Here is a 25,672-nt window from a genome sequence, read left to right on the forward strand (position 1 = left end):
TCCTTATTCACTATCCTCATCTTCAGCAGATGGCATGCAAATTTCAAACACATTTCCATGTTGCAGAATCATAATATCACGAGCTTTCTCTTTCATGACTACAACCTCTGGTTTTACGCGCATACGATCAATATATTGAACAGGCACATGACCTGAACCACTAACCGTAATTCCTTCAATGACAATATCCTCGTTCTCTTGCGGTGCTGCCTCCAATACTTGCTCGTAAATATCAGAAAACAGTTCAAAATTGTTCGTGTACACGGAAATGCATTTCATAGCTAATCATCCTCTTATTTTTTTGTTGTTGTTCTACGTTTAGTTTTGGTTGGTTCTCCAGCTTTCATACGCTTTTGACCTTCTTTGCATAAATCAAGCAGCGGACAAATGGAGCATTGTGGATTTTGCGCCTTGCAGTGATAGCGTCCAAAAAAGATAAGCCGATGATGAGTAATCGTCCACTCTTCACGCGGCACCAGCTTCATCAACTTTTGCTCAACCGTTAAAACGGTATCATCGGGCTTTGCAAATGACAATCGCTTCGATACTCGCTCAACATGTGTATCCACAGCTATCGCGGGAACTCCGAAGGCATTGGACATCACGACATTTGCAGTTTTCCGTCCAACCCCGGGAAGCTCAACCAGGCCTTCATGTGTATTCGGAACCTCACCATCGTATTTGTCGATGACGATTCGACATAGCTTTTGGATATTAGATGCTTTGCTTCTGAACAGCCCAATACGACGAATATCGTTTTCAAGCTCTTCTAATGGCACAGCCAAATAATCTGCGGGCGATTTGTACTTTTGGAATAAATCAACCGTTACTTTATTTACGGTTTCATCCGTACATTGCGCAGATAAAAGTACAGCAATCGTCAGCTCAAAGGGATTACTGTGATTCAGCTCACAATGGGCATCTGGAAACATATCTGCCAACACATCTAGAACGTGTCTCATTTTTTGCTTTGCGTTCATCCATAAGCCTCCACTTCATAACCATCGTTCAAAGTTTAGCGAAAAACCTGCATATAGGCAAGTAACATTTCCCTATAATAACAAAAAAACTGCCCGAATCGGGCAGTTTTTCACAAAAAGTTACGTAAAATTTCTGATTATTGAACAATAACACGAACAATACGTTGTCCAGTAAAGTTTACAATGACCGAATTATTCGTTTTTATATCACTAAAGGCAACCTGCTTGCCGCTTGCATCAACGAACTCTGCCTCGTCAAAAAGAACAGAATACGTTACATTGTTATGCTTGAAGTTTACTTGCTTTGTAAGCGTCGACACGGAAGAAACTGACATCTGGTAAACTTCGTTAAGTCTGAATTTCATAACCGAGCCATCCTGAGAAGACAAGTCAGCCGTAACCATCGTCCCCTCTTTTAGGTCCATATAAGTGAGATCCTTTTTGGTCAGACTTTCGATTGTAGCACCTTTATATTTCAATTCTTTTACCGTACCATCCGGCAGCTGCAATTCAATGATTTCATCAAAGTAGTTAACGTCTTTTACAATTCCGTTAATTTCAGAGATCATATCAAAATATACGACCTGCTTTTGATTGCCTGTTTCAACATAACGAATCATGATGTTTTGCCATTTAATAGGGTCAGATGAAAGATGCTTTAGATCAACGATTACACCATCCAGCAGGTAGCGAGTAGCATCGGTAATAAACAACGCTTCTGCATGCAATCCTGATGCATCCAGCACAGTAATAAGACCATTAACCCCATTGTGGCTTACAATCGTAGGCAAATACATCGTCTTATAGTCAGCAGAAGGAATTGAAACATTGATGACTTCATCCTTGGCGTTCATCGTCAAGACAACCGTATCAGCATTCGCAATCAAATTATCCAACGTAGCATGCTTTACATTAGGAATTGTAATCGTTGGTGTTTTAGCTAAAAACTTGCTCACAAGTCCGTTGTTCGTTTTGATCGTAATCATATTGTTGGATTGTACATAGCTAACATAAGTTCCTGTAACAGTAGTAGTAGCTTCTTCTCCCTCAGTAATAAGCTCGATGGAGATTACTTTCGGCGTTTCACGGAATTCATCGCGAATGATGCGTATTTTACTGTTTTCCTTCAAGTCACCAACAGTCAATTTATTGCCTGCTGAATCCTTGATTACAGCAGTCTCATCATAAGGGATCGCAACCGGATTGTTATCGATCCATACATAAATAATGTTTCCTGCTGTATTGACCCTGCCTACAGGAGCAATCAATTCATTGGTTTTTGGCGTGCTGCTTTGCGTTTCAACGAACTTCGCAACACCATTCACTTCTATAAGTGCAACATCCGTATAAAGCTTGAATTGGTCCTTCTTCACAGCAAAATCAGAATCATTGCTGTAGAATCCCGTCGTACTGTCAAGCTCGTATACGGTCTCTCGACCTTGCTCATAAACTGTAATCGTCGTCTCTGTCAGATTGGTAATAACTCCATAATGCTGTCCCTGAGCTTCAATTGGGAATTCCTTTTGAGCACGGCTTAATATCGTAGAAAAACTTGCACGATTAATGGCTGTCTGAGGCGCAAAAGTCGTCTCCGTTACCCCTTTTACAAGTCCAAGCTCGACTGCAGCATTTACATAACCTGTATATTTGCTGTCGATCTGATCCTTATCAGCAAAGCTTGATGAAACGCTTGCCAGCTCATCAGCCTTTTCTTGCTCTCCAATTGCACGAATAACGAGCTTCGTTACCCATTCACGTGCTGCAGGCTTGGAGCCCCATTCAACTTCCGGTTCAGCTGCTGCGTTCGCGTATTCTTCTTCACGGTCAAGCAGTCCTTCTTCAAATGCTAAAGCTATGTATGGCTTATAGTCTTCCTTCACAACAAAGCCTTCCTGAAATATGTACAGCCCAGTCGTATCAAGCTTGCTCTCAAGCCCAGCGAAGCGTATCGCCATGATGACGGCTTCTTCCTGACTAATTGTATTGTTATATCTAAATGTAAATTCACCCGTTGCTTTGTTCTCATATCCTCTTACGATTTGCTGCAGCGACAAGCGATAAATATGCTTTTCAGCATAAAGACCCGCAGGTACATCTGTAAACGGTGTAATTCCTTTTTCTGCAGCATATATAACAGGAACTTGCTGCGATAACACTGGCAATGCAGCACCGCCAACTAACGTGAATGCAACTGCACCAGTCATAATTTTTTTCAAAAGCTTTTTCTTAGGCATCCATAACTCCCACCATTCGAATAAGATCGTCGCGGGTCACACATGTGCGACCCGCGATTCTAGTAAACTAATTCAATTATAGCATTGTTCTAAATATTATGACGTAGATTCATAGAAAAAATCAAAATTATTGCAGCTTCAAATATTTGAATATGCCAGCGGCAAACTCTTTTGCCAGCTTGTTTTGCGTATTGCTGTTAAAAAGCGACTTCGCTTCAGTTGAATTGCTAAGGTATCCAATCTCCAACAACACAGCAGGCATCGTTGTTTCACGTATTACTTTAAAAGAAGCTGTTCTCACGCCTCTGTCCTTAAAGCCGACAGCGCCTACAATATAAGGATGCAGCGTATTGGCTAGCTGCTTGCTGTTTTCTCTAATATAATACGTTTCCGTTCCGCTAACCGAGTTGTTAGTGTAGCTGTTTGCGTGCACGGAGATAAATATATCCGCTTTTTTTCCGACGCCAGGGATATTCTCAGCGAACGCTACGCGCTGAGCCAACTCTATAAACGTGTCGTTTGATCGAGTCAAATGCACAACGACCTGTTCATGCTTTTCAAGCTCGGCCTTCATCTTCAATACAGCACTTAGTGTAAAATCCTTCTCGAAATAGCCTAACGATTTGTTGATGGCACCAGGATCAGTACCCCCGTGACCTGCGTCCAAGACAATGTGATAGATTGGTTTGCTGGTATCCGTCTGTGGCGGAGGAGTACCTTCATCAGGTGATTGCGATGGGGGCGGAGTCGGATTCGGATCGATCAGCTCCCCTGGAAGATCATTGGAGACTTCATTAAAGCTGATAATGAGCTCCCCATCGTTTTTATAAAGCTTATATTCGGCTTCCTCATTCAACAATAAAACTACTCTTGCAACTAAAGGAGTGTTGGAAAACTGTGAGAACCGGTACCCGGTTATATCCTTGTACCCGTTTAACGCAACTTCCGTTTGCCCCTTAATAAAGCCGCTGGCTAGATCATATGTATAGCCGGTGTTATTAAAGTCTACTACTAATCTCGCAGGAGTCGAAGCATCTGATGGCAATAACATTACTTTCGGATTAGCAAGCACTCCTGAATAGGCGATATGAAGATTTCCTTCTTCACTAATACTCACGTTCGAAATGGTTGCTTCTTGTACTGGAGCTGGTGTAGGAGTTGGTGTAGGCTCCGGCTCTGGTACAGGACTTGTTAGCAGCACCTCTGATGTTTGCTGCTTCCACTCCACCTTAAGACCTAGCACCTCTGAAACGAAACGAATTGGAACCATCGTCCTGTTTTTCACGAGACTCGGTGGCTGGCTTAGCTCATAAGACGTTTCATTTACATAGCCGACCTTTTGGCCAATTCCCAGCTTAATCGTCATACTACGATCAAGCACCGTGACCTCTTTGGCCTGATTGTCCCACTTCACTTCATATCCTAGACCGGAGGATAGTACCGCGAGTGGAACTAAGGTTGTCCCTTGCTTAATGATCGGATCAACATCAGTTACAATCTGATTACCATCCAAATAAAGCTTGGGTGTGGTTGAAGCACTTGCAACTCCGGAAAAACCAAGCAACACGAACAAACCTGCAACGATACATACAAAACTGATTAATTTCTTCATTTCCCACTCCCCGTTAGTCTTTACTTTCTATCAATCTATCACTCCATTAGACGCGCTCAACTTACAAAAGTTGCGTTAACTCAACAAATATTTTGAATATAGCAGCACTACTTTGATTTTATCAAATTCTTCTTCATTATCATACAAATTCCTCCATATAAATTGTAAATCTTTCTTCTTTTTTGCCAGTTTGGTTTCATAGACTTGTAATCGAGCTTGCGATAAAAAATGCGAGAGCATACAGCTCTCGCATCTCAAATATAAACGCAATAAACCTGCAACAAAAAAGCTAGTAAATGAGAGTCATTTACTAGCTTCGATATTAGTTGTTTACGACAAGCTGTGCGCGCTTCTCTTCATAAGCGGAAATAAGATCTTCATGTTGCAGTGTCAAACCGATATCATCTAGTCCTTGCAGTAAGAATTGACGGCGATGCTCATCAAGCTCAAATGCAATGTTCAAGCCATGCTCATCGGTAATCGTTTTGTTTTCAAGATCAACATTCAGCTTGTAGCCTTCATGCTTCGCTGTACGCTGGAACAGCTCTTCTACTTGCTCTTCGCTAAGCTTAATTGGCAGGATGCCGTTTTTGAAGCAGTTGTTGTAGAAAATATCTGCATAAGAAGGTGCGATAACAACTTTAAATCCGTAGTCAAGAATCGCCCATGGCGCATGCTCGCGAGATGAACCACAGCCAAAGTTGGCACGAGAAATTAGTACAGATGCACCTTGATAACGTGGCTTGTTTGGTTCGAAGTCAGGGTTTACATTGCCCTCTTCATCAAAACGCCATTCATAGAACAAAAATTGTCCGAAACCGCTGCGCTCGATACGCTTAAGAAATTGTTTAGGAATGATTGCGTCTGTATCTACGTTCACACGGTCAACCGGTGCAACGATACCTGTATGTTTGATAAATGCTTCCATTTCACTTTACCCCTCTCTATTATGAGCGATTAGTTCGCTACTGGCTCTTTAATATCCCATTTACGAACATCGTAGAAATGTCCTTTAATTGCAGCAGCTGCAGCCATAGCTGGAGATACTAGATGCGTACGACCGCCACGTCCTTGACGACCTTCGAAGTTACGGTTCGATGTTGATGCACAACGTTGACCCGGCTTAAGAACGTCTGGGTTCATCGCTAGACACATGGAGCATCCAGCATCGCGCCATTCAAAGCCAGCTTCCTTGAAGATCACATCCAGGCCTTCTTTTTCTGCTTGAACCTTAACGCGTCCAGAGCCTGGAACTACGATTGCTGTTACATTGTCAGCCACCTTGTAGCCACGTGCGATTTCTGCTGCTGCGCGAAGGTCTTCGATACGACCATTTGTACAAGAGCCGATGAACACGTAGTCGATTGCGATATCAGTCATCGGTGTACCTGGTTTAAGATCCATATATTCAAGCGCTTTTTCAGCAGCTTTACGTTCATTTTCAGTAGCCATTTCCGCTGGGTTAGGAACCGTCGCTTCAATGTTTGTACCCATGCCTGGGCTAGTGCCCCAAGTCACCTGCGGGATTAGAGAATCTACATCGAATTCAACAACTGTATCATAAGTTGCGCCTTCGTCTGTTTTCAGCTCAGACCATACTTTAACAGCTTCTTCATAGTTCGTAGGTGCATATTGACGACCGCGAAGGTAGTTGAATGTTGTTTCGTCTGGAGCGATCATACCTGCACGAGCACCAGCTTCAATGGACATGTTGCAGACTGTCATGCGCTCTTCCATAGAAAGCTCGCGAATCGCTTCGCCTGTATACTCAACAACATAACCAGTTGCGAAGTCTGTACCGTATTGTGCGATAACGCCAAGAATCAAGTCTTTTGCAGTAACGCCTGGCTTGCGTTTGCCGACAAAGCGAACTTCCATCGTTTTCGGCTTCGATTGCTGCAAGCATTGTGTAGCAAGCACGTGTTCAACCTCAGATGTACCAATACCGAATGCCAAAGCGCCAAATGCACCGTGCGTGGATGTATGCGAGTCACCGCAAACGATTGTTTTACCAGGAGCTGTAAGACCTAGCTCTGGACCCATTACGTGAACAACACCTTGATCCAATGTGTTCAAATCGTATAGTGTAACGCCGAAATCTTCGCAGTTTTTCGTTAGTGTATCAATTTGCTGCTTAGAAATAGGATCTGTAATATTGAAACGATCAAATGTTGGCACGTTGTGATCCATAGTCGCGAACGTTAAGTCCGGACGACGAACCTTACGACCTGACAAGCGAAGTCCTTCAAATGCTTGTGGAGAAGTTACCTCATGCACCAAGTGAAGATCAATATACAGGATGCTAGGTTTGCCTTCTTCTGAATGAATGACGTGATTATCCCAAATTTTTTCGAACATAGTTTTTTTCGCCATTATACTCACCTCTATCGATTCTAGCATTGCACCGCAACGCGTTCTTTTATTGATGTAATCATAACATGTCTTTTTTCATAATTCTAAGATATAATAACTATAGAGACTATAGGTAAAACCTATTAAATTTTATCGTTTTATTGATTTTGATAATCCTTCTCAATTAGTCTATGAGCTTCTAATAGGAACAGATCACGATATAATGAAAGGAATGTAAAACATGGAGTTACGTCAATTAAGCTATGTGATTCAGATCGCAAAAGAGAAAAACTTTTCGCGTGCTGCGGAAAAGCTTCATATTGCTCAGCCATCGTTAAGTCAGCAGCTTTCGAAGCTGGAGCAGGAACTTAATGTTATGCTGTTTCGACGTACGACGAACAGCGTAGAGCCTACGGAGGCAGGCGAGGTATTTGTACAAAAAGCACAAAGCATACTCGATGCCGTTGATCAGCTCCGTCAGGAGATGGACGACATGGCGCAAATGCGGAAAGGCAAGCTTGTAGTTGGTACACTGCCAATTACTGGAGCGCATATATTGCCGCTCGTGCTCCCCCGCTTCGGCGCTCGCTATCCACAAATTGAGGTTGTACTTGTAGAAGAAACAACGGCGAAGCTCGAGCAGTTGACTGCCAACGGCGGTACCGATGTTAGTCTGCTGACGTTGCCGATTATCGATGCGAATCTAAGTTGCGAGCCTTATATGGAGGAAGAAATTTGTGTTGCCGTTCCGAGGAATCACCGCTTGGCTGACAAGAAAGAGCCGATTGATTTGCAGGAGCTAAAGGATGAGCCCTTTATTGCTCTGAAACGCGGTCAAGGCTTCCGCCAAATCACGGTTGATATATGCATGCAAGCTGGTTTTTCACCGAATATTGTGTTTGAAAGCACCAATATCGAAACCGTTCAAGCGCTAGTTGCAGGTGAAATGGGGATTGCGCTTGTGCCGAACATGCTGACGAGGTCATCGATTACGAACTATACGCCTGCATATTTGCAAATCAAGAGTCGTCCAACCAGAACACTTGTCATTGCCAGTCGCAAAGGTCGTTATTTATCCAAAGCCGCACAAGCCTTTATCGCTACTTTAAAAGAAACGATTCAAGATCACGAAAGCTAACAAAAAAGCGAGGCTGCCCTATGGCATGCTTCGCTTTCTTCGTTAAATACATTTATTCAATTATGATCATTCATTCGTAGTGCTCAGCTACTTCACTACGCGCTCATACAGCTGTGGTCTGCGATCCTCGAAGATCGGAATTGTAGAGCGGACCTTGTCTACAACAGACAAATCGATCTCCCCTGTCAGAATAACGTCTTCCTCGCCAGCTTCTACTACGATTTCTCCCCACGGATCAATGACCATGGAATGACCGAAAAATTCGGTGTCGCCGCTCTGCCCCATGCGATTGCATGCTACTACATACATTTGATTCTCAATTGCACGAGCAGTCAGCAGCGTCCGCCAGTGATGCAATCTTGGCTTGGGCCACTGAGCAGGAACAAATAGCACCTGCGCTCCCTCAAGTGCAAGTGAACGAGCCAGCTCAGGAAAGCGAATATCGTAGCATATCATCATACCTGCCTGCACGCCGTCGATTTCCAAGTTACCCAGCTCATTACCTGCCTGTAAATACTTCTCTTCATCCATCAAACGAAATAGATGAAGCTTCGAGTAATCATTTATTAATTCACCATTGCGGTCAAATGCAAAGATCGTATTATACACACCATCAGCTTTCTTTTGAGAGATGGAGCCCCCAACGATGTTAACGTTATGTGTTTGGGCGAACGTTGAAAGCAGCTCAATCGTTTTCTGCCCTTCTATATCTGCCAGTTCCTCGATTTCCGTCAGCGCATATCCAGTATTCCACATTTCTGGAAATAAGATGACATCCGGCTTATCATTTTCAGCTACTGCTTTATTAAGCTTCTCTTGAAGCACCTTCATATTATGTGCAACATCACCAACTTTAACATTCATTTGAATGATGGCAAATTTTAATTTTTGTGTCATAGCCCGATTGCCTCCTATACTTGGTACATTTCCCTAATCATACATCGTCATGACGACATGTCAAGATGGGCAAGCTAACGGTGTCAGGTGGAGAAACACGTTATCCCGCCAAGCACGATATTAAAAAACTAGGAGTGAAACACGATGAAACGATCACTATTTTCGCTATTAATTGTATTCATGCTTAGCGCTCCAGCAAGCGTTTTTGCATCGCCACTGCAGGAGCAAGCTTTGCCTCATGAAACAGATTGGATTAGCATTCCTGCCCACTTTATGCAGAGCGAGGCGCCCGCAGTCAATAATATGGTCCAGGTATTTGATGTTGCAAAGGGACGCGTCGTTCATTCACTTGCTAATAATGCAGAGTTCCAAAAAACTGCAGAGCAATGGCTGTCTAAAATAACAAGCCTTGCGCCTGAGGTTCACCCAGATATGAAGGCCACTTATATTGTACGTGTACCGGTAGAGCCTGCCAAACCGCTTGATGTGGGAGACGTCCATTTGAGTGTAAAGGAAATTTTTGTGTTCTATTATGCGGATACAAGCAAGGAGCCGCTTCTGCTCATTTTCGATGAGAACAAAAAGCCTTTCTTCTTCCACATTCACGAGGACATTACGCCATTCATTAAAAGTCTGAATATCCCCGAATAATAAGATTGGAATGGATTGAAATATAAGAGAAGGACTTCATTTCTCCCTCCATTCATGCTACATTAGTTCTATTGATTATTGACAAGGAATATTGAAGCGTGGATGGTGGAGAGAAAATGACTACACAGCAACAAATTCGCATTGAGCCTGCTGCTCGCATGCAGGGTCTGCCTACTCAATTTTTTTCATCCCTTGTGGCAAAGGCTAATAAACAAGTGGCTATGGGAAAAGATATTATTAATTTAGGACAAGGCAATCCCGATCAGCCAACTCCTTCACATATCGTTGAAGCGCTGCAAAACGCTGCAGCCAACCCTTTATATCATAAATATCCTCCGTTTAGTGGCTATTCCTTTTTAAAGGAAGCCGTTGCAACTCGCTATAAAGAGGACTATGGAGTTGAACTTGATCCCGCTACAGAGGTTGCAATTTTATTTGGCGGTAAAACAGGTCTTGTTGAGATAAGTCAGTGCTTCCTCAATCCAGGTGATATCTGTCTCGTTCCAGATCCAGGCTATCCAGATTACTGGTCAGGCGTAGCGCTTGCTGGCGCGAGCATGGAGTTTATGCCGTTGCTGGCACAAAATCAATATCTGCCAGATCTGACTGCGATTGATCCAGAGACTGCTGATCGCGCCAAGCTAATGTTCTTGAACTATCCGAACAACCCAACTGGTGCTACGGCTGACGCTGCTTTTTATGATGACGTGATTGCTTTTGCCCGCAAGCATAATATTATTGTAACGAGCGACTTTGCCTACGGTACAATTGGCTATGGCGAGAAACCAACAAGCTTCCTTCAATCTGAAGGTGCCAAGGATGTCGGCATTGAGGTTTACACGTTGTCCAAAAGCTATAATATGGCCGGCTGGCGCGTTGGCTTTGCATTAGGCAACGCGGCAATCATTGAGCAGATCAATTTAATTCAGGACCACTACTACTGCTCGCTGTTTGGCGGTATTCAAGAAGCAGCTGCCCTAGCACTAACTGGACCTCAGCAATGTGTACAGGAGTTAACAGCGACATATGAGCGTCGTCGCAATGCGCTGTTTCAAGCTTTAGATGAGATTGGCTGGAAAGCAGACATGCCAAGCGGCTCCTTTTTCTGCTGGCTGCCAGTTCCACAGGGCTATACGTCCGAGCAGTTTTCCGATCTTGTGCTGGAGCAGGCAGGCGTAGTCGTTGCACCCGGCAATGGCTTTGGTGCTTCTGGAGAAGGATATGTTCGCTTAGGACTGTTAACGAGTGAAGAACGGCTGCAAGAGGCGATCCATCGAATCGGCAAGCTTTCACTATTCAAATAGGCGTGTCATTTCTTTACAGAGCCTGCTGATTCATGATATTCTAATACAAATACAATATGAAACGTGTTGAAGAGACCAGTAAGAAGAATCGCTTTGTGCAGAGAGTAAATTCCATAGGCTGAAAGAATTTATCCTAGCCTCTTCTGAAACCTACCTCCAAGCGGCCGAATGATCGGACAGCGCCTCTGTTATCAGGCATTGAGCTGGGCACAAATGTGTCAACAAAGGTGGTACCGCGGGAGTTTACGACTTTCGTCCTTTATGAAGGACGAAGGTCTTTTTTATTTACTTATTATTCGATAACTGGGTGGGTGCAATGGAACGTATAGTGGTTAAAATAGGCAGCAGTTCTTTAACTTCCGATGAAGGTGGATTGCATAAGCCAAATATTCAGTTCTTTGCCTCTGAGCTTGCTCAGCTGCATCAGCAAGGAAAACAGGTCATGCTTGTCACATCAGGTGCAGTAGCCGCCGGTTTTCGCGAAATTGGCTATGAAGCACGACCGAAGCTGGTTCATCAGAAGCAAGCAGCGGCAGCGGTAGGACAGGCGCTGCTTATGCAAGCGTATCAAGAGGCGTTTCTGCAATACGGCATCGTGACAGCGCAGATTTTGCTGACACGAAACGACTTCTCCAATCGCAAGCGCATTAACAATGCGCTAATGACGATTGAGGAGCTATTATCTCAGCGTATTATTCCAATTATTAATGAAAATGATACGGTCTCTACAGCTGAAATCATACTTAAGTTTGGGGATAACGATCATTTGTCCTCACTCGTAGCAACGATGACAAAGGCTAGCAGGCTTGTCATCATTACAGATATGGATGGACTATATACAGCCGACCCAAGAAAAAATCCGAATGCAACGAAAATCGAACGAGTCGCGCAAATTTCTGAGGAGCTGCTTCAGCTGGCTGGCGGTGCTGGAAGCGCCGTCGGAACTGGTGGGATGCGATCCAAAATCGAGGCTGCTAGAATCGCAATGCGCGGTGGTGTAACAACGTTTATAGGCCGCGTGCAGCAGGCTGGTGAGCTGCTTTCAGCCATTCACGGACATGGACGTGGAACGTATTTTGATACCGAGGAGCACTCGCTTCCAATGAAAAAGCAATGGCTTGGCTTCCACTCTACACCGAGCGGAACGATTACAGTCGATCATGGCGCAGCCATCGCGCTTCAGGAAAGACATAAAAGCCTGCTGCCTGCCGGAGTTGTCAGCTGTGCTGGCGAATTTCATCCAGGCGATGTCGTCGAGGTGTTGAACGAGGAAGGCTTGCTTATTGGCAGAGGTGTTGTCAATTATGCAAGCTGGCAGCTAAAAGCTGCGGCTGGTTTATCATCTGACGAAGTAGAACGCCGAATTGATGTGCAACGAATAGAAGTCATTCACCGTGATGAATGGATTACATTAATGTAAACTAGATTAAGGAGGAATTACGATGTCTACTGTATCTGAAGTAAAGCAAAAAGCGTTGCTTGCCAAGCAAGCAGCCGTATTAACCAACAACGTTACAACCGAGCAGAAAAATGAAGCGCTACTAGCTATGGCAAGCGCATTGATTGCACATTCTGACGATATTATTGCAGCCAACCATATTGATCTTGAGAACGGCCGCAAAAACGGTACATCCAAGTCATTGCTTGATCGTCTGGCATTAAATAAGGAACGAATTGAGGGCATTGCGGAGGGCTTGCGTCAAATCGTCGCGCTGGAAGATCCAGTAGGCGAGCAGCTTGAGCAATTTAGCCGTCCCAATGGCCTGCGCATTAAACAAATTCGTGTGCCATTAGGTGTTATTGGGATGATCTACGAGGCTCGCCCTAATGTAACCGTTGATGCAACGGGACTATGCTTGAAAACAGGCAATACCGTTGTGCTAAGAGGCGGCTCTGCGGCGATAGAGTCAAATCGCAAAATTGTTGAAGTGATGCGCAAGGCGCTCGCTTCCACTGCGTTGCCTGCTGATGCGATTCAGCTAATCGAGGATTCTGATCGTGCTTCTGTCAATGAGATGCTGAAAGCAAACGGCTTGCTTGATGTTGTCATTCCACGCGGCGGCGCTTCACTTATTCGTACAGTCGTAGAAAATGCAACGGTGCCAGTAATCGAAACAGGAGCAGGCATCTGCCATACTTTTGTTGATGAATCAGCTCAGCTTAATATGGCAATAGAGATCGCGTTAAATGCAAAGGTCCAGCGTCCATCTGTGTGCAACAGCATGGAAACACTGCTGGTGCATAAGCAATTTGCCGAGAAGCATCTTGAAGCGCTTCTAGCTCCACTTGCCGAAAAAGTTGAGATTCGCGGCTGTGCTCGTACGCTCGAGGGCTTCACTGGCGCTGTTCCAGCTACAGATGAGGATTATGCAACGGAATACAATGACTATATCTTAAATGTGCGCATCGTTGACAGTCTTGATGAGGCGCTAGCTCATATTAGCAAATTCGGAACGATGCATTCTGAATGTATTGTGACAGAAGATGAAGACCATGCAGCTGCGTTTTTACAGCGCGTAGATGCTGCTGCTGTCTACCACAACGCCTCCACTCGTTTTACGGATGGCTTTGAATTCGGCTTTGGCGCGGAAATTGGAATTAGTACGCAAAAGCTGCATGCTCGCGGACCAATGGGATTGCCTGCACTTACAAGCAGCAAGTATTTAATTCAAGGCAACGGACAAATTCGGCAATAACGACCATGAGACAGAGTGTTAGGAGGAACAAGATATGAGCTTTCATAATGATTCCAGCAGCATAGCTAGTCAACGTATTTGCTTCTACGGAGCTGGCTCTATGGCTGAAGCAATTGCAAGAGGAATTTTGAGTCAGGAGCTTGTGCCAAGCAAGCAAATTTCTATGATTAACCGATCCAATAAAGAACGACAGCAGGAGCTTCACTTGCTATACGGCGTTCAAACTGCCATGCAGGGTAAAACAAATGAACAATATTTGCAGGAAGCCGATATCATTTTTCTTGCGATGAAGCCTAAGGATGCGGTTTCCGCGTTGCGCGAACTTAAGCCGCTTCTGCGCCCTTCTCAGCTCATTATTTCCGTTATTGCCGGGCTAAGCATAGTCGGCATTCAAAAATTGCTAGGCAGCGATATGGCGATTGTGCGCACAATGCCGAACACATCAAGCACAATCGGCTTAGGTGTAACTGGTATCAGCTATTCCGATTCTGTTACCGAGCAGCAGCGCTTCATGACCGAGATGATGTTTGATTCTACTGGCATCTATGTCGTAATCGAAGAATCGATGCAGGATGCAATTACTAGCATTACAGGCAGCGGACCTGCTTACATCTATTACATGATGGAAATTATGATGAAAGGCGCGCAAAAAGCAGGCTTTACTTCTGAGCAGGCCGAACAGCTCGTGACTCAAACGGTTTTAGGCGCTGCCACGATGGTGCAACAGACAAAGGAACAGCCTGCTGCACTTCGCCGCAAGGTTTCCTCGCCGAATGGAACTACGCAGGCTGCGATCGAAACGATGTCAGCGCATGGATTAGAAGGCGCACTGCTAGCTGGAATTGAACGCTGTGCAGAACGCGCTGCTGAAATTGGACGCTCGATCGAGGAGGATATTTAACATGAGTATGTGTATCGCTACTTATCGTTCATTCGATGACAAAGCAGATTTTGATAAAAAAGCATTATCAATTGCCGTAGGCTTAACAGTCGGCAGCTGGACAGAGCTTCCCGAAGCCCAAAAGGCCTCAATGGAAAAGCATCTGGGCAAAGTCTTGTCTGTAACGGTGCATGAGCCGGAGCAAGCTGGTGCTGGTCAGCGCTATGCGGATATTGTGATTGGTTATCCCGATATTAACTTCAGCCGCGATATTCCTGCTCTGCTCGTCACCATTTTCGGCAAGCTGTCCATGGACGGCCGCATTAAGCTAATTGATCTTGATGTAAGCGAGGACTTCGCATCCGCTTTTCCTGGACCGAAATTCGGCTTGCAGGGGGTTAGAGACCTAGTTGGTGTTCATGACCGCCCGTTGCTAATGAGCATCTTCAAATCAGTCGTTGGCTATGATCTCGCTGGTTTGCAGGAGCAATTTTATCAGCAGGCGCTTGGCGGCGTTGACCTTATAAAAGACGACGAGATTCTGTTCGAAAATCCTTTGACGCCAATTGAAAAGCGCGTTGCAGTCTGTATGGAAGCAGCACGCAAAGCTCAGGAAATAACTGGGCAAAAGCTGCTCTATGCGGTAAACTTGACTGGGCCGACAAGCCAGCTGGCACAGCAAGCAAAAAAAGCGATCGCTGCTGGAGCAAATGCGCTGCTGTTCAATACGCTAGCATACGGCTTCGATGTACTGCATGAGCTAAGCAGTGATCCTAATATCAATATCCCGATCGCTTCACACCCTGCGCTTGCTGGTGCCATGTATCCTTCACCGCATTATGGCATGAGCCCTGCAGTTTTGCTGGGCAAGCTTAACCGTCTTGCTGGTGCCGATCTGGTGCTGTTCCCTTCTCCTTACGGCTCAGTAGTTATGCCAAAAGAGGAGAATTTGGCGATTGATGCAGCGTTAAAAATGCCGCTTCACCATGTGAAAGCGAGCATGCCTGTTCCATCTGCTGGCATCCATCCTGGAATTGTGCCGCTTATTATGAAGGATTTTGGTCAAGACGTTGTTGTCAATGCCGGCGGAGGTATTCACGGACATCCGATGGGAACAGCTGCTGGAGGCCGCGCCTTTCATCAAGCGATTCAAGCCTGCCTTGCAGGAGTCTCACTGGAAGAAGCAGCCAAGCAGCCTAATCACGCTGAGCTCGCAAGTGCAATTCAAGCATGGGGGATTAAGCAATCATGACAGCAAAAAGAAAAATCGTATTCTGTGATTTTGACGGAACGATTACTGTAAACGACAACATCGTAGCGATTATTAAGCATTTCAAGCCCGAGGGCTGGGAAGAGCTCGTTCAAAAAACGATATCGACTGAAATCTCCATCAAGGAAGGCGTAGGATCATTGTTTCGTCTCCTCCCTACTTCCATGAAAAAGGAAGTCGTTGAATTTGGCATATCCAATGCGCAAATTCGCGATGGCTTTGCTGAATTCGTTGCCTTCTGCAAAGAGCAGCAGATCGAATTCTATGTAACGAGTGGCGGCATAGATTTTTTTGTTTATCCAATATTAGCTAGATACGATATTCCAGAGGATCATATTTATTGTAATAAAAGTGACTTTACGAAGGAAAGAATTGAAATTTTGTGGCCTTATCCATGCGATGAGCACTGCGACAACGATTGTGGCATGTGCAAGCCAACCGTAATGCGTCAATTCGACCCTGAGCAATATGAACGTATTATTATTGGCGACAGTGTGACAGATTTTGAAGGTGCGAAGCTTGCTGATCAAGTATTTTCCCGCTCCCATCTGACAGAGAAATGTCGTGAGCTTGGTATCGCCCACACTGAATTCTCCACCTTCTACGACATCATTGACGCTATGAAAAAGAAAGGATAGATTTCGATATGAGTTTTGATCAGATTCCTCTGCAGGACAAGCAGGAAGTGCTAATAAAGCTTCGTGAGGTAAAGGATGCGTTTGCAGCGCGCAACTGGTTCCCAGGTACAGCCGGCAATCTATCGATTCGTGTAGGCGACTACTCACCAGAGCAATTTTATTTCGGTATTACAGCAAGCGGCAAGGATAAGTATAAAAATACGCCGGAAGATTTTCTATTCGTTGATCAAAACGCACAACCCGTTGAAGCGACGAATCAACGTCCATCTGCGGAGACGCTTGTGCATTGCGAAATATACCGCATGACTGGAGCAGGTGCGATTTTCCATATCCATTCTGTCTTTAGCAACGTAATCTCTGAATACTTTTGGAATCGTCGTTCCATCCCAGTTGATGGTGTTGAGCTGATTAAAGGCTTGAATATTTGGGAAGAGGAATATCAATTAGAGATTCCAATCGTCAATAACTTTGCCCATATTCCGTCCATCATACCTGAAATTACCGAGGCTCTTAACCCTATAGTGCCTGGCATTGTACTGCGCAAGCATGGCGTATATGCATGGGGCAAGGACGCATTCGAGGCAAAGCGCCATCTTGAATCATTCGAATTCATTTTTGAGTATGTATATCGCCTTGAATTGCTGAAAAAAGGGCTGCCTTCTGTGTAGCATTCACTAACGTTGAATCATCTTGTTTGATAGTTTGCAATTAGAATGTTAAAAAGCTCTGACCGCTTCATAATCTGCGTTATGCCGATTAGTAGCGGTCAGAGCTTTTGTTATGCTCGTGAAATCGTGAATTCAAAGCTTAGCGGCTGATCGCTAGCGATGTGATATTCAGGATGAACTGGCGCTCCCCAGCTGTCATCACCACCGACTCCCATTTGCTTGCCAGCAACAGTGACGACCGTATAGTGTACATTCGGCAGCTCATAATGATGCTGGGCGTTTTCCAGCTCGAAGGCTGTATATGGCGAAATGCGGCACTCTACAGGCGACTTAGGCGAAGAGGATACGACAATGCCCTGCTGTAGCTCATTCGTTATCGCCACTCTGCGTACTCCCATATAGTTGCCTGATTCCTGCGGCACTACGTAATTGGCCAAGGTGTCCTTCGCACGATTCTGGAATGTAGTCAGACGCGCACCATGCACACGATCCGCATAGTTGTCCTCTGGCCCCATCGCATACCAATCCAGCGCATCATAATCAGCAGGAACCTTAAATGATAATGCGAAAATCGGCAATGTAGGCAGCCCTTCTGCTCCCGAATAGTCAGCTTTAACAGCAATTACGCCGCCCTCTGTTACTGTATAGGCAACCTTGACCTCCAGCTCGCTGCTGATGCTGAACTGATACGTATACATAATTGTGACGCTGTATTCATCCTGCTCAAGCTCAAACTTTTTACATTTTCGAGACAGGCTTGCTGCATACCATAGCGCACGCTCATAACCTTGGGCATAACCCTTGTCATTGTCCGTCATCGCTCTCCAGAACAAGACATGTGGCGGCTGAGCGATCATTTCACGTCCTTCGTAATTGAGAGACAGCAATGTTCCAGCCTGCTTGCTGAACATGATACTAAAATCACTGCCATGTACCCCTACGTTCACATCACCTTCAGCAACACGGAATGTACGCTTCACTTTCTGAGCCGCAGCCTGTTCGATTACGAAGATATGCTGTCCAAATGCGAGCTCATGATTAGCTTCTGCCCATAACATCGCCTCACGAAGCTGCAGCGATGCAGTAATGACATATTCTCCTCCAGCAGTCATATCGTTTTGCCAAGCGAGCTTATACTCGCGTTCTTCTCCGGCAGCCACCTCCAGCGTATGAATCACTAACGTCTCGATTTGCTGTCCATCCTTCATCAGGCTCAGAACAAGCTTATTATGACGCGTATCTATAAATAGATTATCATTGCGAACAAGCACAGCATTGCGTGTTACGCTCAGCTTTACATTTTGATACAGGAACTTGACTTCCTGCATTTTTGGAGTAACCTTGCGATCTGCATACACTATACCATTGCCGCAGAAGTTGCTGTCGTTGGAACGGTCGTCAAAGTCACCGCCATAAGCAAGAAACTCTTGACCGTAGCGATCCTTTTTCACAAGCATTTGATCAATATAGTCCCATATAAATCCGCCTTGGTACATCGGGTACTTGTCCTCTAGCTCAATATACTTGTGCATACCTCCTAACGAGTTGCCCATAGCATGGATGTATTCACAGCTAATATACGGCTTGCTTGGCGAATTGCTTAAATACGCTTCAATATCTGCTGGCTTGGCATACATGCGGGATTCCATGTCCGTACAATCTGAGAAGCGGCGGTCATACACAACACCTTCATAGTGGACAAGTCTTGAGCTGTCCTTTGCACGGAAATAGTTTGCCACATTGAGCAGCACCTCTCCTACATACGACTCATTGCCAAGTGACCAGATCAGAATCGAAGGATGATTTTTGTCACGCTCGAGCATCGACACTGCGCGATCCAACACAATCGGTTCCCATTCCTTATTATGATGCGGAATGTTCCACGATGGGTCTACCTTGCCCATTTTTTGCCACGATCCATGCGTTTCCAGATTCATTTCATCAATGAGATAGATGCCATACTCATCACATAGCTCATACCAAAGCGACTGGTTCGGGTAATGTGAGGTTCGAACTGCATTCAAATTGTTCTGTTTAATCGTTTTAATGTCCCACAGCATATCTTCCTTCGTAATGGCACGACCGCGACGAGGGTTGAATTCATGACGGTTGACACCTTTGAAAATAATACGCTTGCCGTTAATATGCATTATATTGTTCATCATTTCAAAGCGGCGGAAGCCGATTTTCTCATGAACGACCTCTATGATCTCACCTTTACGATTGCGAAGCACGAGATATAAGCTGTATAAATTCGGCTCCTCTGCGCTCCATGGCTGTACTTCGCCTGGATCGATAGCAATCGTTGCTTGCTGCTCCACAGTCTGCTTGCTTGATGCCACAATAGCTCCTGATGATGATTTGAGAATAAGCTCAACATCCACTTCAGCAGTCGCACCTTGCAGCTTAAGATCAATCGACAGCGTTCCATTACGATAGCTGTCGTCGAGACCTGCATGTACAAACATGTCCTGAACATGAATCTCTGGAACCGTGTATAGATACACATCACGGAAAATACCTGAAAAACGCCAGAAATCCTGATCCTCAAGCCATGCGCCTGTACTGCGCTGATATACTTCAACGGCAAGCTTATTTTCGCCCTCCTGAACATACGGCGTCAGATCAAATTCTGCAGGAGTAAAGCTGTCCTCGCTATAGCCTACGAATTGCCCATTCAGCCATACATAAAAGGCAGATTCTACACCTTGAAATGAAATATACAACGGACGATTTTTCATCTGCTGTGGAACCGTAAAGGTTTTTACATAGCTGCCGACAGCATTGTCCTCCATATTGACCTGTGGCGGTCTTAGTTCATGAATCCCATCCCATGGATACATCGTATTCACATATTGCGGCTTGCCATAGCCCTGCAATTGAATATGCCCTGGAACCTCAATAAAATTCCAGCTTTCCGTACTGAAACCCATTTCATAAAAGTCAGCAGGACGCCCCGCCGGCTTGCTGCTGTATGCGAACTTCCACGCACCGTTAAGCGAATAACGAAGCTGCATATCCCCTCTAGCCTCTGCTTCAGCTACAGTTTCATAATAGCGGTGATCAGAATGCGCTTCCACACGATTTACTGCAAATACTGCTGGATCAGTTAGCCAATCCAATGATGGTTTTGAGATTGTCATCGTTAGACCTCCATATAAGCATATAATAAAGTGCTCTATACATACATACTACAAAAGCCATGCATTGTCCATAACGTTCAATGCAATGGCTTTATTTTTTATTTTACAGAGCCTGTCATTCCAGCTACAAAGTGCTTTTGCATAAAGAAGAACACGAGTGCAGTTGGAATAGTAGAGATTACGATTGCCATCATAATGATGCCATAATCTGGTGAATAGCTCGAGCCAAGTGTTGAAATTAGCATTGGAACGGTTTGATTCTCAGGTGATTGCAGCACAATGAGCGGCCATAAATAGTTGTTCCAGCTGGACATGAACGTAATAATACCAGCGGCGGCATAGGTTGTTTTCATAGTCGGCATATAGACTCGTATGAACAATCCCAGCTCACTTAATCCATCTATACGTCCTGCCTCCAGCAAATCCTTCGGGAACATCTTGGTGCTCTGGCGAAAGAAAAAAATAAGAAAAGCCGTTACGACTGTAGGGAGAATTACACCAGCCAGCGTATCAATACCAATTGCTGGCGCTGTCGAGCTCAGCTTGGCGAACATTTGAAACAACGGAATCATGATCGCGGCAAATGGGATCATCATCGATAGCAGCAGGATAGAAAATACGATATCCTTTGCTTTGCTCCGAAATATTTCAAAGCCATAGCCAGCAAGTGATGCAATGAATAAAGAAAGCAATGTAGTCGTAACGGACACCTTTGCAGAGTTCATCAGCGCTGTGCCAATATCGACGCTGGCAAACAAATTTGTAAGATTATCAATCACATAGGATCCTGGCAGTAAGCGTCCCTTCGTTACATCAGCTGACGTATTGGTTGCGCTTGTCAGCATCCATAGAAACGGAAAGATTGAAATAAAGGCAGCGATCCCTAAAAACGTGTACATGGCGGATTTTTTCAGCTTGCTCATTTTTTATCACCTGCCAACTTGAACTGCAAAAATGCGAGAATAATGATGATGACTACGATAGAATACGAAACGGTAGCAGCATAACCAAAATCAGACGTATATTTGAATGACAAATTATAAATATAGTGCGAAATCGACATGGTTGCATTACCTGGTCCGCCCTTCGTGATGTTAACAACCTCATCAAATAATTGAAGCGTCCCAATTGTCGATGTTATTGACGTAAATAATATAATCGGCTTCAGCAATGGTATCGTAATGCCGAAAAACTGTCGTACGGACGATGCGCCATCAATTCTTGCAGCCTCATATATGGAAGGGTCGATATTTTGCAAGGAGGATAAATAAAAGATCATATTATAGCCAGTCCAGCGCCATGTAATCGCGATAATAATCGTGACCTTAGCCCAAAAGGGATCCGTGATCCATTCGATTGGCGTCTGAATCAACTGGACGCTCAATAACAATTTATTGATTAGACCATCTGTTGCAAACAGGTATTTGAAGATGACAGAATACGCAACGAGCGAAGTGACAGCAGGTAAAAAAATAGCTGTACGGAAAAATCCTTTAAACTTTAGCTCGCTGTTATTCAGAAGTACAGATATAAACAACGCAAGAATGATCATTGCCGGGACTTGAATGATGAGATAAATAAACGTATTCGTGAGCGCCGTTTTAAAGGTGCTGTCTGAGAATAACCGCTTATAGTTATCAATCCCAATAAATTCGAGATTCATCCCTGTACCTGACTTAAAGGATAGCAGCAATGCTTGAACCATCGGATAGAAATAAAACACGGTGATCATTATAATCGCGAGGCTGACAAACAACCAGCCTATTGCACTCGTCCTCGATTGTATGCTCATGCTCTTCTTAGCTGTTCCCACGACACATGCTCCTTTCTACGGTCTCAAAACTAAGAGCTCCACCTTGGCGTGCGGCCAAAATATACAGATGGAGCTCGTTTTGATGGCGCATTGCCAACGATATGCAACTAGCGAATTTGAGTTTCAGCTTGAGTCTGTGCATTGCTTAGAACGTCCTGCAGCGGTGCACCGTTCATAAAGTTCTGCATCTCGACTACCAAAATATCTTCAATTGCGTAAGTGTGCATACCATAATTGACATTAGGAATTTGCTCTGTCCAGGAAGCTAGATCTGCGATTGCGGTTTGACCTCCGAAAAACTCATCTGCTGCTGCATAGGCGTCCCCTTCAGCTGCAGCCTTCAAGGTACCAATTGCACCAATATCTTTTACGAGCGTTTGATAGAAGTCGACGTCAGAAGCAAAGGTTTGTTTCAAGAAATCTGCTGCTGCTTCCTTTCCATCAACGTTCATCACATACCAAGAGCTCCCGCCTAGGTTCGATGCATGAACAGAATTCGCTTGGTTACCAAGTGTCGGGAATGGAACAATCGCCCATTTTCCAGATTGATCAGCCTCAGCTTTTACAGAAGCCGTAATCCAGTTTCCTGTAGGAATAGAAGCGACATCGCCACTATTAAAAGCGCCTACGAATTGGCTCCAATCTGAAATCACTTTTACGATGCCCGCATCCATAATGCTTTTGTACGTATTAAACGCTTCGGCAAGTGCAGAATTGTCCGCAAGATGTGGCGTTTTGCCATCCTCCTGCAAGTACCACATGCCAGCTGATTGAATCATCATACGAATCAAACCAAGATCATTAGGGTCTTGAGTCAGCATATCCTTGCCAGTTGCTTCCTTCACCGCTTTCCCGATCTCAATATATTGGTCCCACGTAATATTTTGCAGATCGTCAACCGAATAACCTGCCTCCTGCAAATAGTCCGTACGAACATATAAACCAGCTACGCCTGAATCGAATGGCACACCATACTGCTTGCCATCAAAGCTTGTAGGCCCGATTTTGTAGTCAGCAAAATCAGATGGATTAATAAAATCATTCAGTGCGAAGAATGAATCCGGATAAGCCTGCAGGAAGCTTTGCGCACGATAATCCTCGATCAGCACAATGTTAGGAAGTGATTTCGTTGTTCCGGAATTCAAACCAGCATTCAGCTTTTGGATAATGTCGTCCTGTGCATTTTCTACAATGTTGATGTTAACCTCAGCATTTTTCTCAGCGTAAACGGCCTTAGCCTTTTCCATTGCTGCAATATTGAACGCTTTGTCCCAAGCCCAAACTGTTATTTCTTGTTTACCGTTGGAACTTGAGCCACCCTCACTATTGGAGTTGGTGTTATTCCCCGAACATGCCGTTAAAAGCATAAAGCTTGCTAGCAAAACCGTTAGTAATTTCTTCATTACATTCAGCCCCTTTTGATTTCTATACCATTTGAAAAGAAATGAAAGCGTTTGCCGGCTAACAACTTCATTATAGCAATGGTAAATTGAGGCACGTTAGAAATATCTTTTTCTACTTTTGTCTTTTCTATCGTTCCTGAATAAGGCGGAACTCGATCTGAAGCGTATTCTATAACTTTATTTATAATTTTGTATTTTCTTTGGCAGCTGCAATCGGTATCGTGATGACGATTCGTGTGCCTTCTCCTCGTTTACTCGTAATATTGACGCCATAGCCTTCACCATACAGCAGCTCCAAGCGATCATTTACATTACGGATGCCAATGCCTGAGAAGAAATGCGAGGAGGCTTTTGCTTGACCTCGCTGCTTGATATGCTCTAACTCGAAGCCGACACCATTATCTACAATCTCACACACAAGATTGCTGCCACTTTTTGAAATCATCACATAGATATACCCTTCGGATCGTCCCTGGAAGGCATGGAAAAAAGCATTTTCTATAAATGGTTGAATAATAAGCTTTGGCAGCTGCAAGGAGTAGCATTGCTCATCAATAAAATAACTGACGTAGATGCTCTCTCCATAGCGCACGTGATTGATAAACACATAGTTTTTCAAATTAGCAAGCTCTTGTTCAACCGTAATCGTTTCACTAGCATTACTGATCGTATTTTGCAACAGCTCAATTAACGCGTGAATCGTTGCGGTTGCCTTCTCCTTATTCCCTTGCTGCACCAATATTTTTATAGAGGCCAGCGTGTTGTACAAAAAGTGAGGATTGATTTGCATTTGCAGAGCAGATAGCTCCGCGTTGCGCTGCTCCTTCTGAGTCTTTAGCAGCTCCATAATGTATTCATTCAGCTCATCAAGCATCAGATTGTATGCTTTTCCTACCTCAACAATTTCATTGCTCCCTTTAACCGTAATGTAGTTGCCAAAGTTACGATTCGTAACGCGGGACATTTGTCTTGCAAGTAAGGTTAAGGAACGCGTGATTCGCCTCGATGTAATAAATACGATCACTAATGACAAAAACACTATCGCGATACAGATTAACGCTACAGTTTTGAAGTTAAGCATCTGAGACAATACGGCCCGCTTATCGATCAAATTAACGAGATACAAATCATAATTGGGCATATAAGTGGATATGATCACATGCGGGCGATTTTGCCACTCAATATTGAAATAGGCACTAGTCTCGCTCGGCTCATTTAGAGCTATCGCATGATGAAGCAGCTCGGGTTCAACCTTGCCAAGCATTTCCGTCAAATTCGAAGAGACAACCTCACCGCTGCTGCCATCAATAAGCAGCAGATCGTTTCCTTTGCTTGTAAATCCGTTATAGTTCTTTTTGAATTCGGACTCCTTCATCGCAAAATACAGGACGCCGTAGGGCTCACCGCTCACTTGTTCAATCAATGCTTTTGATGCAACAACAACAGCCTCTTGGTTGGCGTGCTGGTCGAGCGTGTGATGGTCAAGCTGATAGTGAAGCCTTCGCGGCTCAAGTAAGGTTTGCTTGGTAATGGGGTGCGTGTCTAGTCCTGTATAGGTTGGCGGCCATATCGTTGTATCCGTTGCATGTCGATTGCCATTCAGCCCTGTTATAATCATCGCGATCGGATAGGAGGCAACGGTTGACTGTATGCGCTTCATTTCCTGTGCAACCTTATAATGCGTGTTTAATTCTTCTATCGTTGTTGACTGACCATAGGTTAAAAAGCGTTTAATTTCACCGTTTGTATTCGCATTGCTCGCAGTCATCGCCACCGCATAATTCAAGTTTTCCATACTCGTTTGAATTTGCGTCAAAATTTTACTATTCGTAATGCTAAAGGTGTCCATAAATACCTGTTCTGACATACGGATCATGACGATCCACGTCAAGAGAGCAACCGTAACGATGCTAATCAAGGTAATCGAGAACATTTTAATAAATAAATCATGATATTTTAGCTTGTCCGCCAAACGCCGCAGTTTCATCTTAAG

At 44.5% G+C, this 25,672-nt stretch carries 21 protein-coding genes; 9 read left to right on the top strand and 12 right to left on the bottom strand.

Annotation, left to right across the window (positions count from 1 at the left end):
- Nucleotides 1–3 precede the first annotated feature (3 nt).
- From ACFP56_RS06240 to leuC, 6 genes are all read right to left on the bottom strand, one after another.
- Nucleotides 4–279: an NAD/NADP transhydrogenase alpha subunit gene (locus ACFP56_RS06240; RefSeq protein WP_379232347.1), complete on the bottom strand. Its 276-nt coding sequence runs from the start codon at nt 277–279 to the stop codon at nt 4–6.
- A gap of 14 nt (nt 280–293) precedes the next feature.
- Complete coding sequence (gene nth, locus ACFP56_RS06245; protein WP_379232348.1) at nt 294–980, bottom strand: endonuclease III; 687 nt, start codon at nt 978–980, stop codon at nt 294–296.
- A 137-nt stretch (nt 981–1,117) separates the two neighbouring features.
- Nucleotides 1,118–3,214 (bottom strand): S-layer homology domain-containing protein, encoded by a 2,097-nt coding sequence (locus tag ACFP56_RS06250; RefSeq protein WP_379232350.1) that lies wholly within the window; start codon nt 3,212–3,214, stop codon nt 1,118–1,120.
- Between the two features lie 127 nt (nt 3,215–3,341).
- Nucleotides 3,342–4,826, bottom strand: a complete 1,485-nt coding sequence (locus tag ACFP56_RS06255) for an N-acetylmuramoyl-L-alanine amidase (protein ID WP_379232352.1) — start codon at nt 4,824–4,826, stop codon at nt 3,342–3,344.
- A 322-nt stretch (nt 4,827–5,148) separates the two neighbouring features.
- Complete coding sequence (leuD, locus tag ACFP56_RS06260) at nt 5,149–5,754, bottom strand: 3-isopropylmalate dehydratase small subunit (RefSeq protein WP_379232354.1); 606 nt, start codon at nt 5,752–5,754, stop codon at nt 5,149–5,151.
- 29 nt (nt 5,755–5,783) lie between these two features.
- Nucleotides 5,784–7,199 carry a 3-isopropylmalate dehydratase large subunit gene (leuC, locus tag ACFP56_RS06265; protein ID WP_379232357.1) on the bottom strand — a complete coding sequence of 472 codons (1,416 nt, stop codon included), beginning with the start codon at nt 7,197–7,199 and terminating at the stop codon, nt 5,784–5,786.
- Between the two features lie 220 nt (nt 7,200–7,419).
- Here leuC and ACFP56_RS06270 point away from each other — a divergent pair, with 220 nt between their 5' ends.
- Nucleotides 7,420–8,316, top strand: a complete 897-nt coding sequence (locus ACFP56_RS06270) for a LysR family transcriptional regulator (RefSeq protein WP_379232359.1) — start codon at nt 7,420–7,422, stop codon at nt 8,314–8,316.
- Between the two features lie 87 nt (nt 8,317–8,403).
- Here ACFP56_RS06270 and ACFP56_RS06275 read toward each other — a convergent pair whose 3' ends face one another.
- Nucleotides 8,404–9,213, bottom strand: coding sequence for a carbon-nitrogen family hydrolase (locus tag ACFP56_RS06275; RefSeq protein ID WP_379232361.1), 810 nt, complete (start codon nt 9,211–9,213; stop codon nt 8,404–8,406).
- A gap of 144 nt (nt 9,214–9,357) precedes the next feature.
- Between ACFP56_RS06275 and ACFP56_RS06280 the strand changes: the two genes are divergently transcribed.
- The 8 genes from ACFP56_RS06280 (at nt 9,358) to mtnB (ending at nt 17,320) form a co-directional block, all read left to right on the top strand.
- Nucleotides 9,358–9,864 (top strand): hypothetical protein, encoded by a 507-nt coding sequence (locus ACFP56_RS06280; protein WP_379232363.1) that lies wholly within the window; start codon nt 9,358–9,360, stop codon nt 9,862–9,864.
- 116 nt (nt 9,865–9,980) lie between these two features.
- Nucleotides 9,981–11,168 (top strand): pyridoxal phosphate-dependent aminotransferase, encoded by a 1,188-nt coding sequence (locus ACFP56_RS06285; protein WP_379232365.1) that lies wholly within the window; start codon nt 9,981–9,983, stop codon nt 11,166–11,168.
- Nucleotides 11,169–11,484: 316 nt separating this feature from the next.
- The gene (gene proB, locus ACFP56_RS06290) at nt 11,485–12,588 is read left to right on the top strand and encodes a glutamate 5-kinase (protein WP_379232367.1); all 1,104 of its coding nucleotides are present in this window, start codon (nt 11,485–11,487) and stop codon (nt 12,586–12,588) included.
- A 22-nt stretch (nt 12,589–12,610) separates the two neighbouring features.
- Nucleotides 12,611–13,864 carry a glutamate-5-semialdehyde dehydrogenase gene (locus ACFP56_RS06295; RefSeq protein WP_379232369.1) on the top strand — a complete coding sequence of 418 codons (1,254 nt, stop codon included), beginning with the start codon at nt 12,611–12,613 and terminating at the stop codon, nt 13,862–13,864.
- A 34-nt stretch (nt 13,865–13,898) separates the two neighbouring features.
- The gene (gene proC, locus ACFP56_RS06300; RefSeq protein WP_379232371.1) at nt 13,899–14,765 is read left to right on the top strand and encodes a pyrroline-5-carboxylate reductase; all 867 of its coding nucleotides are present in this window, start codon (nt 13,899–13,901) and stop codon (nt 14,763–14,765) included.
- 1 nt (nt 14,766) lies between these two features.
- Complete coding sequence (locus ACFP56_RS06305) at nt 14,767–15,996, top strand: 2,3-diketo-5-methylthiopentyl-1-phosphate enolase (protein ID WP_379232374.1); 1,230 nt, start codon at nt 14,767–14,769, stop codon at nt 15,994–15,996.
- Entirely contained in the window at nt 15,990–16,652 is a 663-nt protein-coding gene (locus ACFP56_RS06310) for a 2-hydroxy-3-keto-5-methylthiopentenyl-1-phosphate phosphatase (protein ID WP_379233278.1), read from the top strand. The genes ACFP56_RS06305 and ACFP56_RS06310 overlap by 7 nt, the downstream gene beginning before the upstream one ends.
- A gap of 8 nt (nt 16,653–16,660) precedes the next feature.
- Complete coding sequence (mtnB, locus tag ACFP56_RS06315; protein WP_379232377.1) at nt 16,661–17,320, top strand: methylthioribulose 1-phosphate dehydratase; 660 nt, start codon at nt 16,661–16,663, stop codon at nt 17,318–17,320.
- 110 nt (nt 17,321–17,430) lie between these two features.
- Here mtnB and ACFP56_RS06320 read toward each other — a convergent pair whose 3' ends face one another.
- The 5 genes from ACFP56_RS06320 to ACFP56_RS06340 form a co-directional block, all read right to left on the bottom strand.
- Nucleotides 17,431–20,463: a glycoside hydrolase family 2 TIM barrel-domain containing protein gene (locus ACFP56_RS06320; protein WP_379232379.1), complete on the bottom strand. Its 3,033-nt coding sequence runs from the start codon at nt 20,461–20,463 to the stop codon at nt 17,431–17,433.
- 98 nt (nt 20,464–20,561) lie between these two features.
- A complete protein-coding gene (locus ACFP56_RS06325) occupies nt 20,562–21,386 on the bottom strand; it encodes a carbohydrate ABC transporter permease (protein WP_379232381.1) in 825 nt (274 codons plus the stop codon).
- Nucleotides 21,383–22,255, bottom strand: coding sequence for a carbohydrate ABC transporter permease (locus ACFP56_RS06330; protein ID WP_379233280.1), 873 nt, complete (start codon nt 22,253–22,255; stop codon nt 21,383–21,385). Before ACFP56_RS06330 ends, ACFP56_RS06325 begins: the two co-directional genes overlap by 4 nt.
- A 128-nt stretch (nt 22,256–22,383) precedes the next feature.
- A complete protein-coding gene (locus ACFP56_RS06335; protein ID WP_379232383.1) occupies nt 22,384–23,679 on the bottom strand; it encodes an ABC transporter substrate-binding protein in 1,296 nt (431 codons plus the stop codon).
- Nucleotides 23,680–23,860: 181 nt separating this feature from the next.
- Nucleotides 23,861–25,666, bottom strand: coding sequence for a cache domain-containing sensor histidine kinase (locus tag ACFP56_RS06340; protein WP_379232386.1), 1,806 nt, complete (start codon nt 25,664–25,666; stop codon nt 23,861–23,863).
- Nucleotides 25,667–25,672: the final 6 nt, after the last annotated feature.

Source organism: Paenibacillus septentrionalis, assembly GCF_042659865.1.
Lineage (GTDB): Bacteria > Bacillota > Bacilli > Paenibacillales > Paenibacillaceae > Pristimantibacillus > Pristimantibacillus septentrionalis.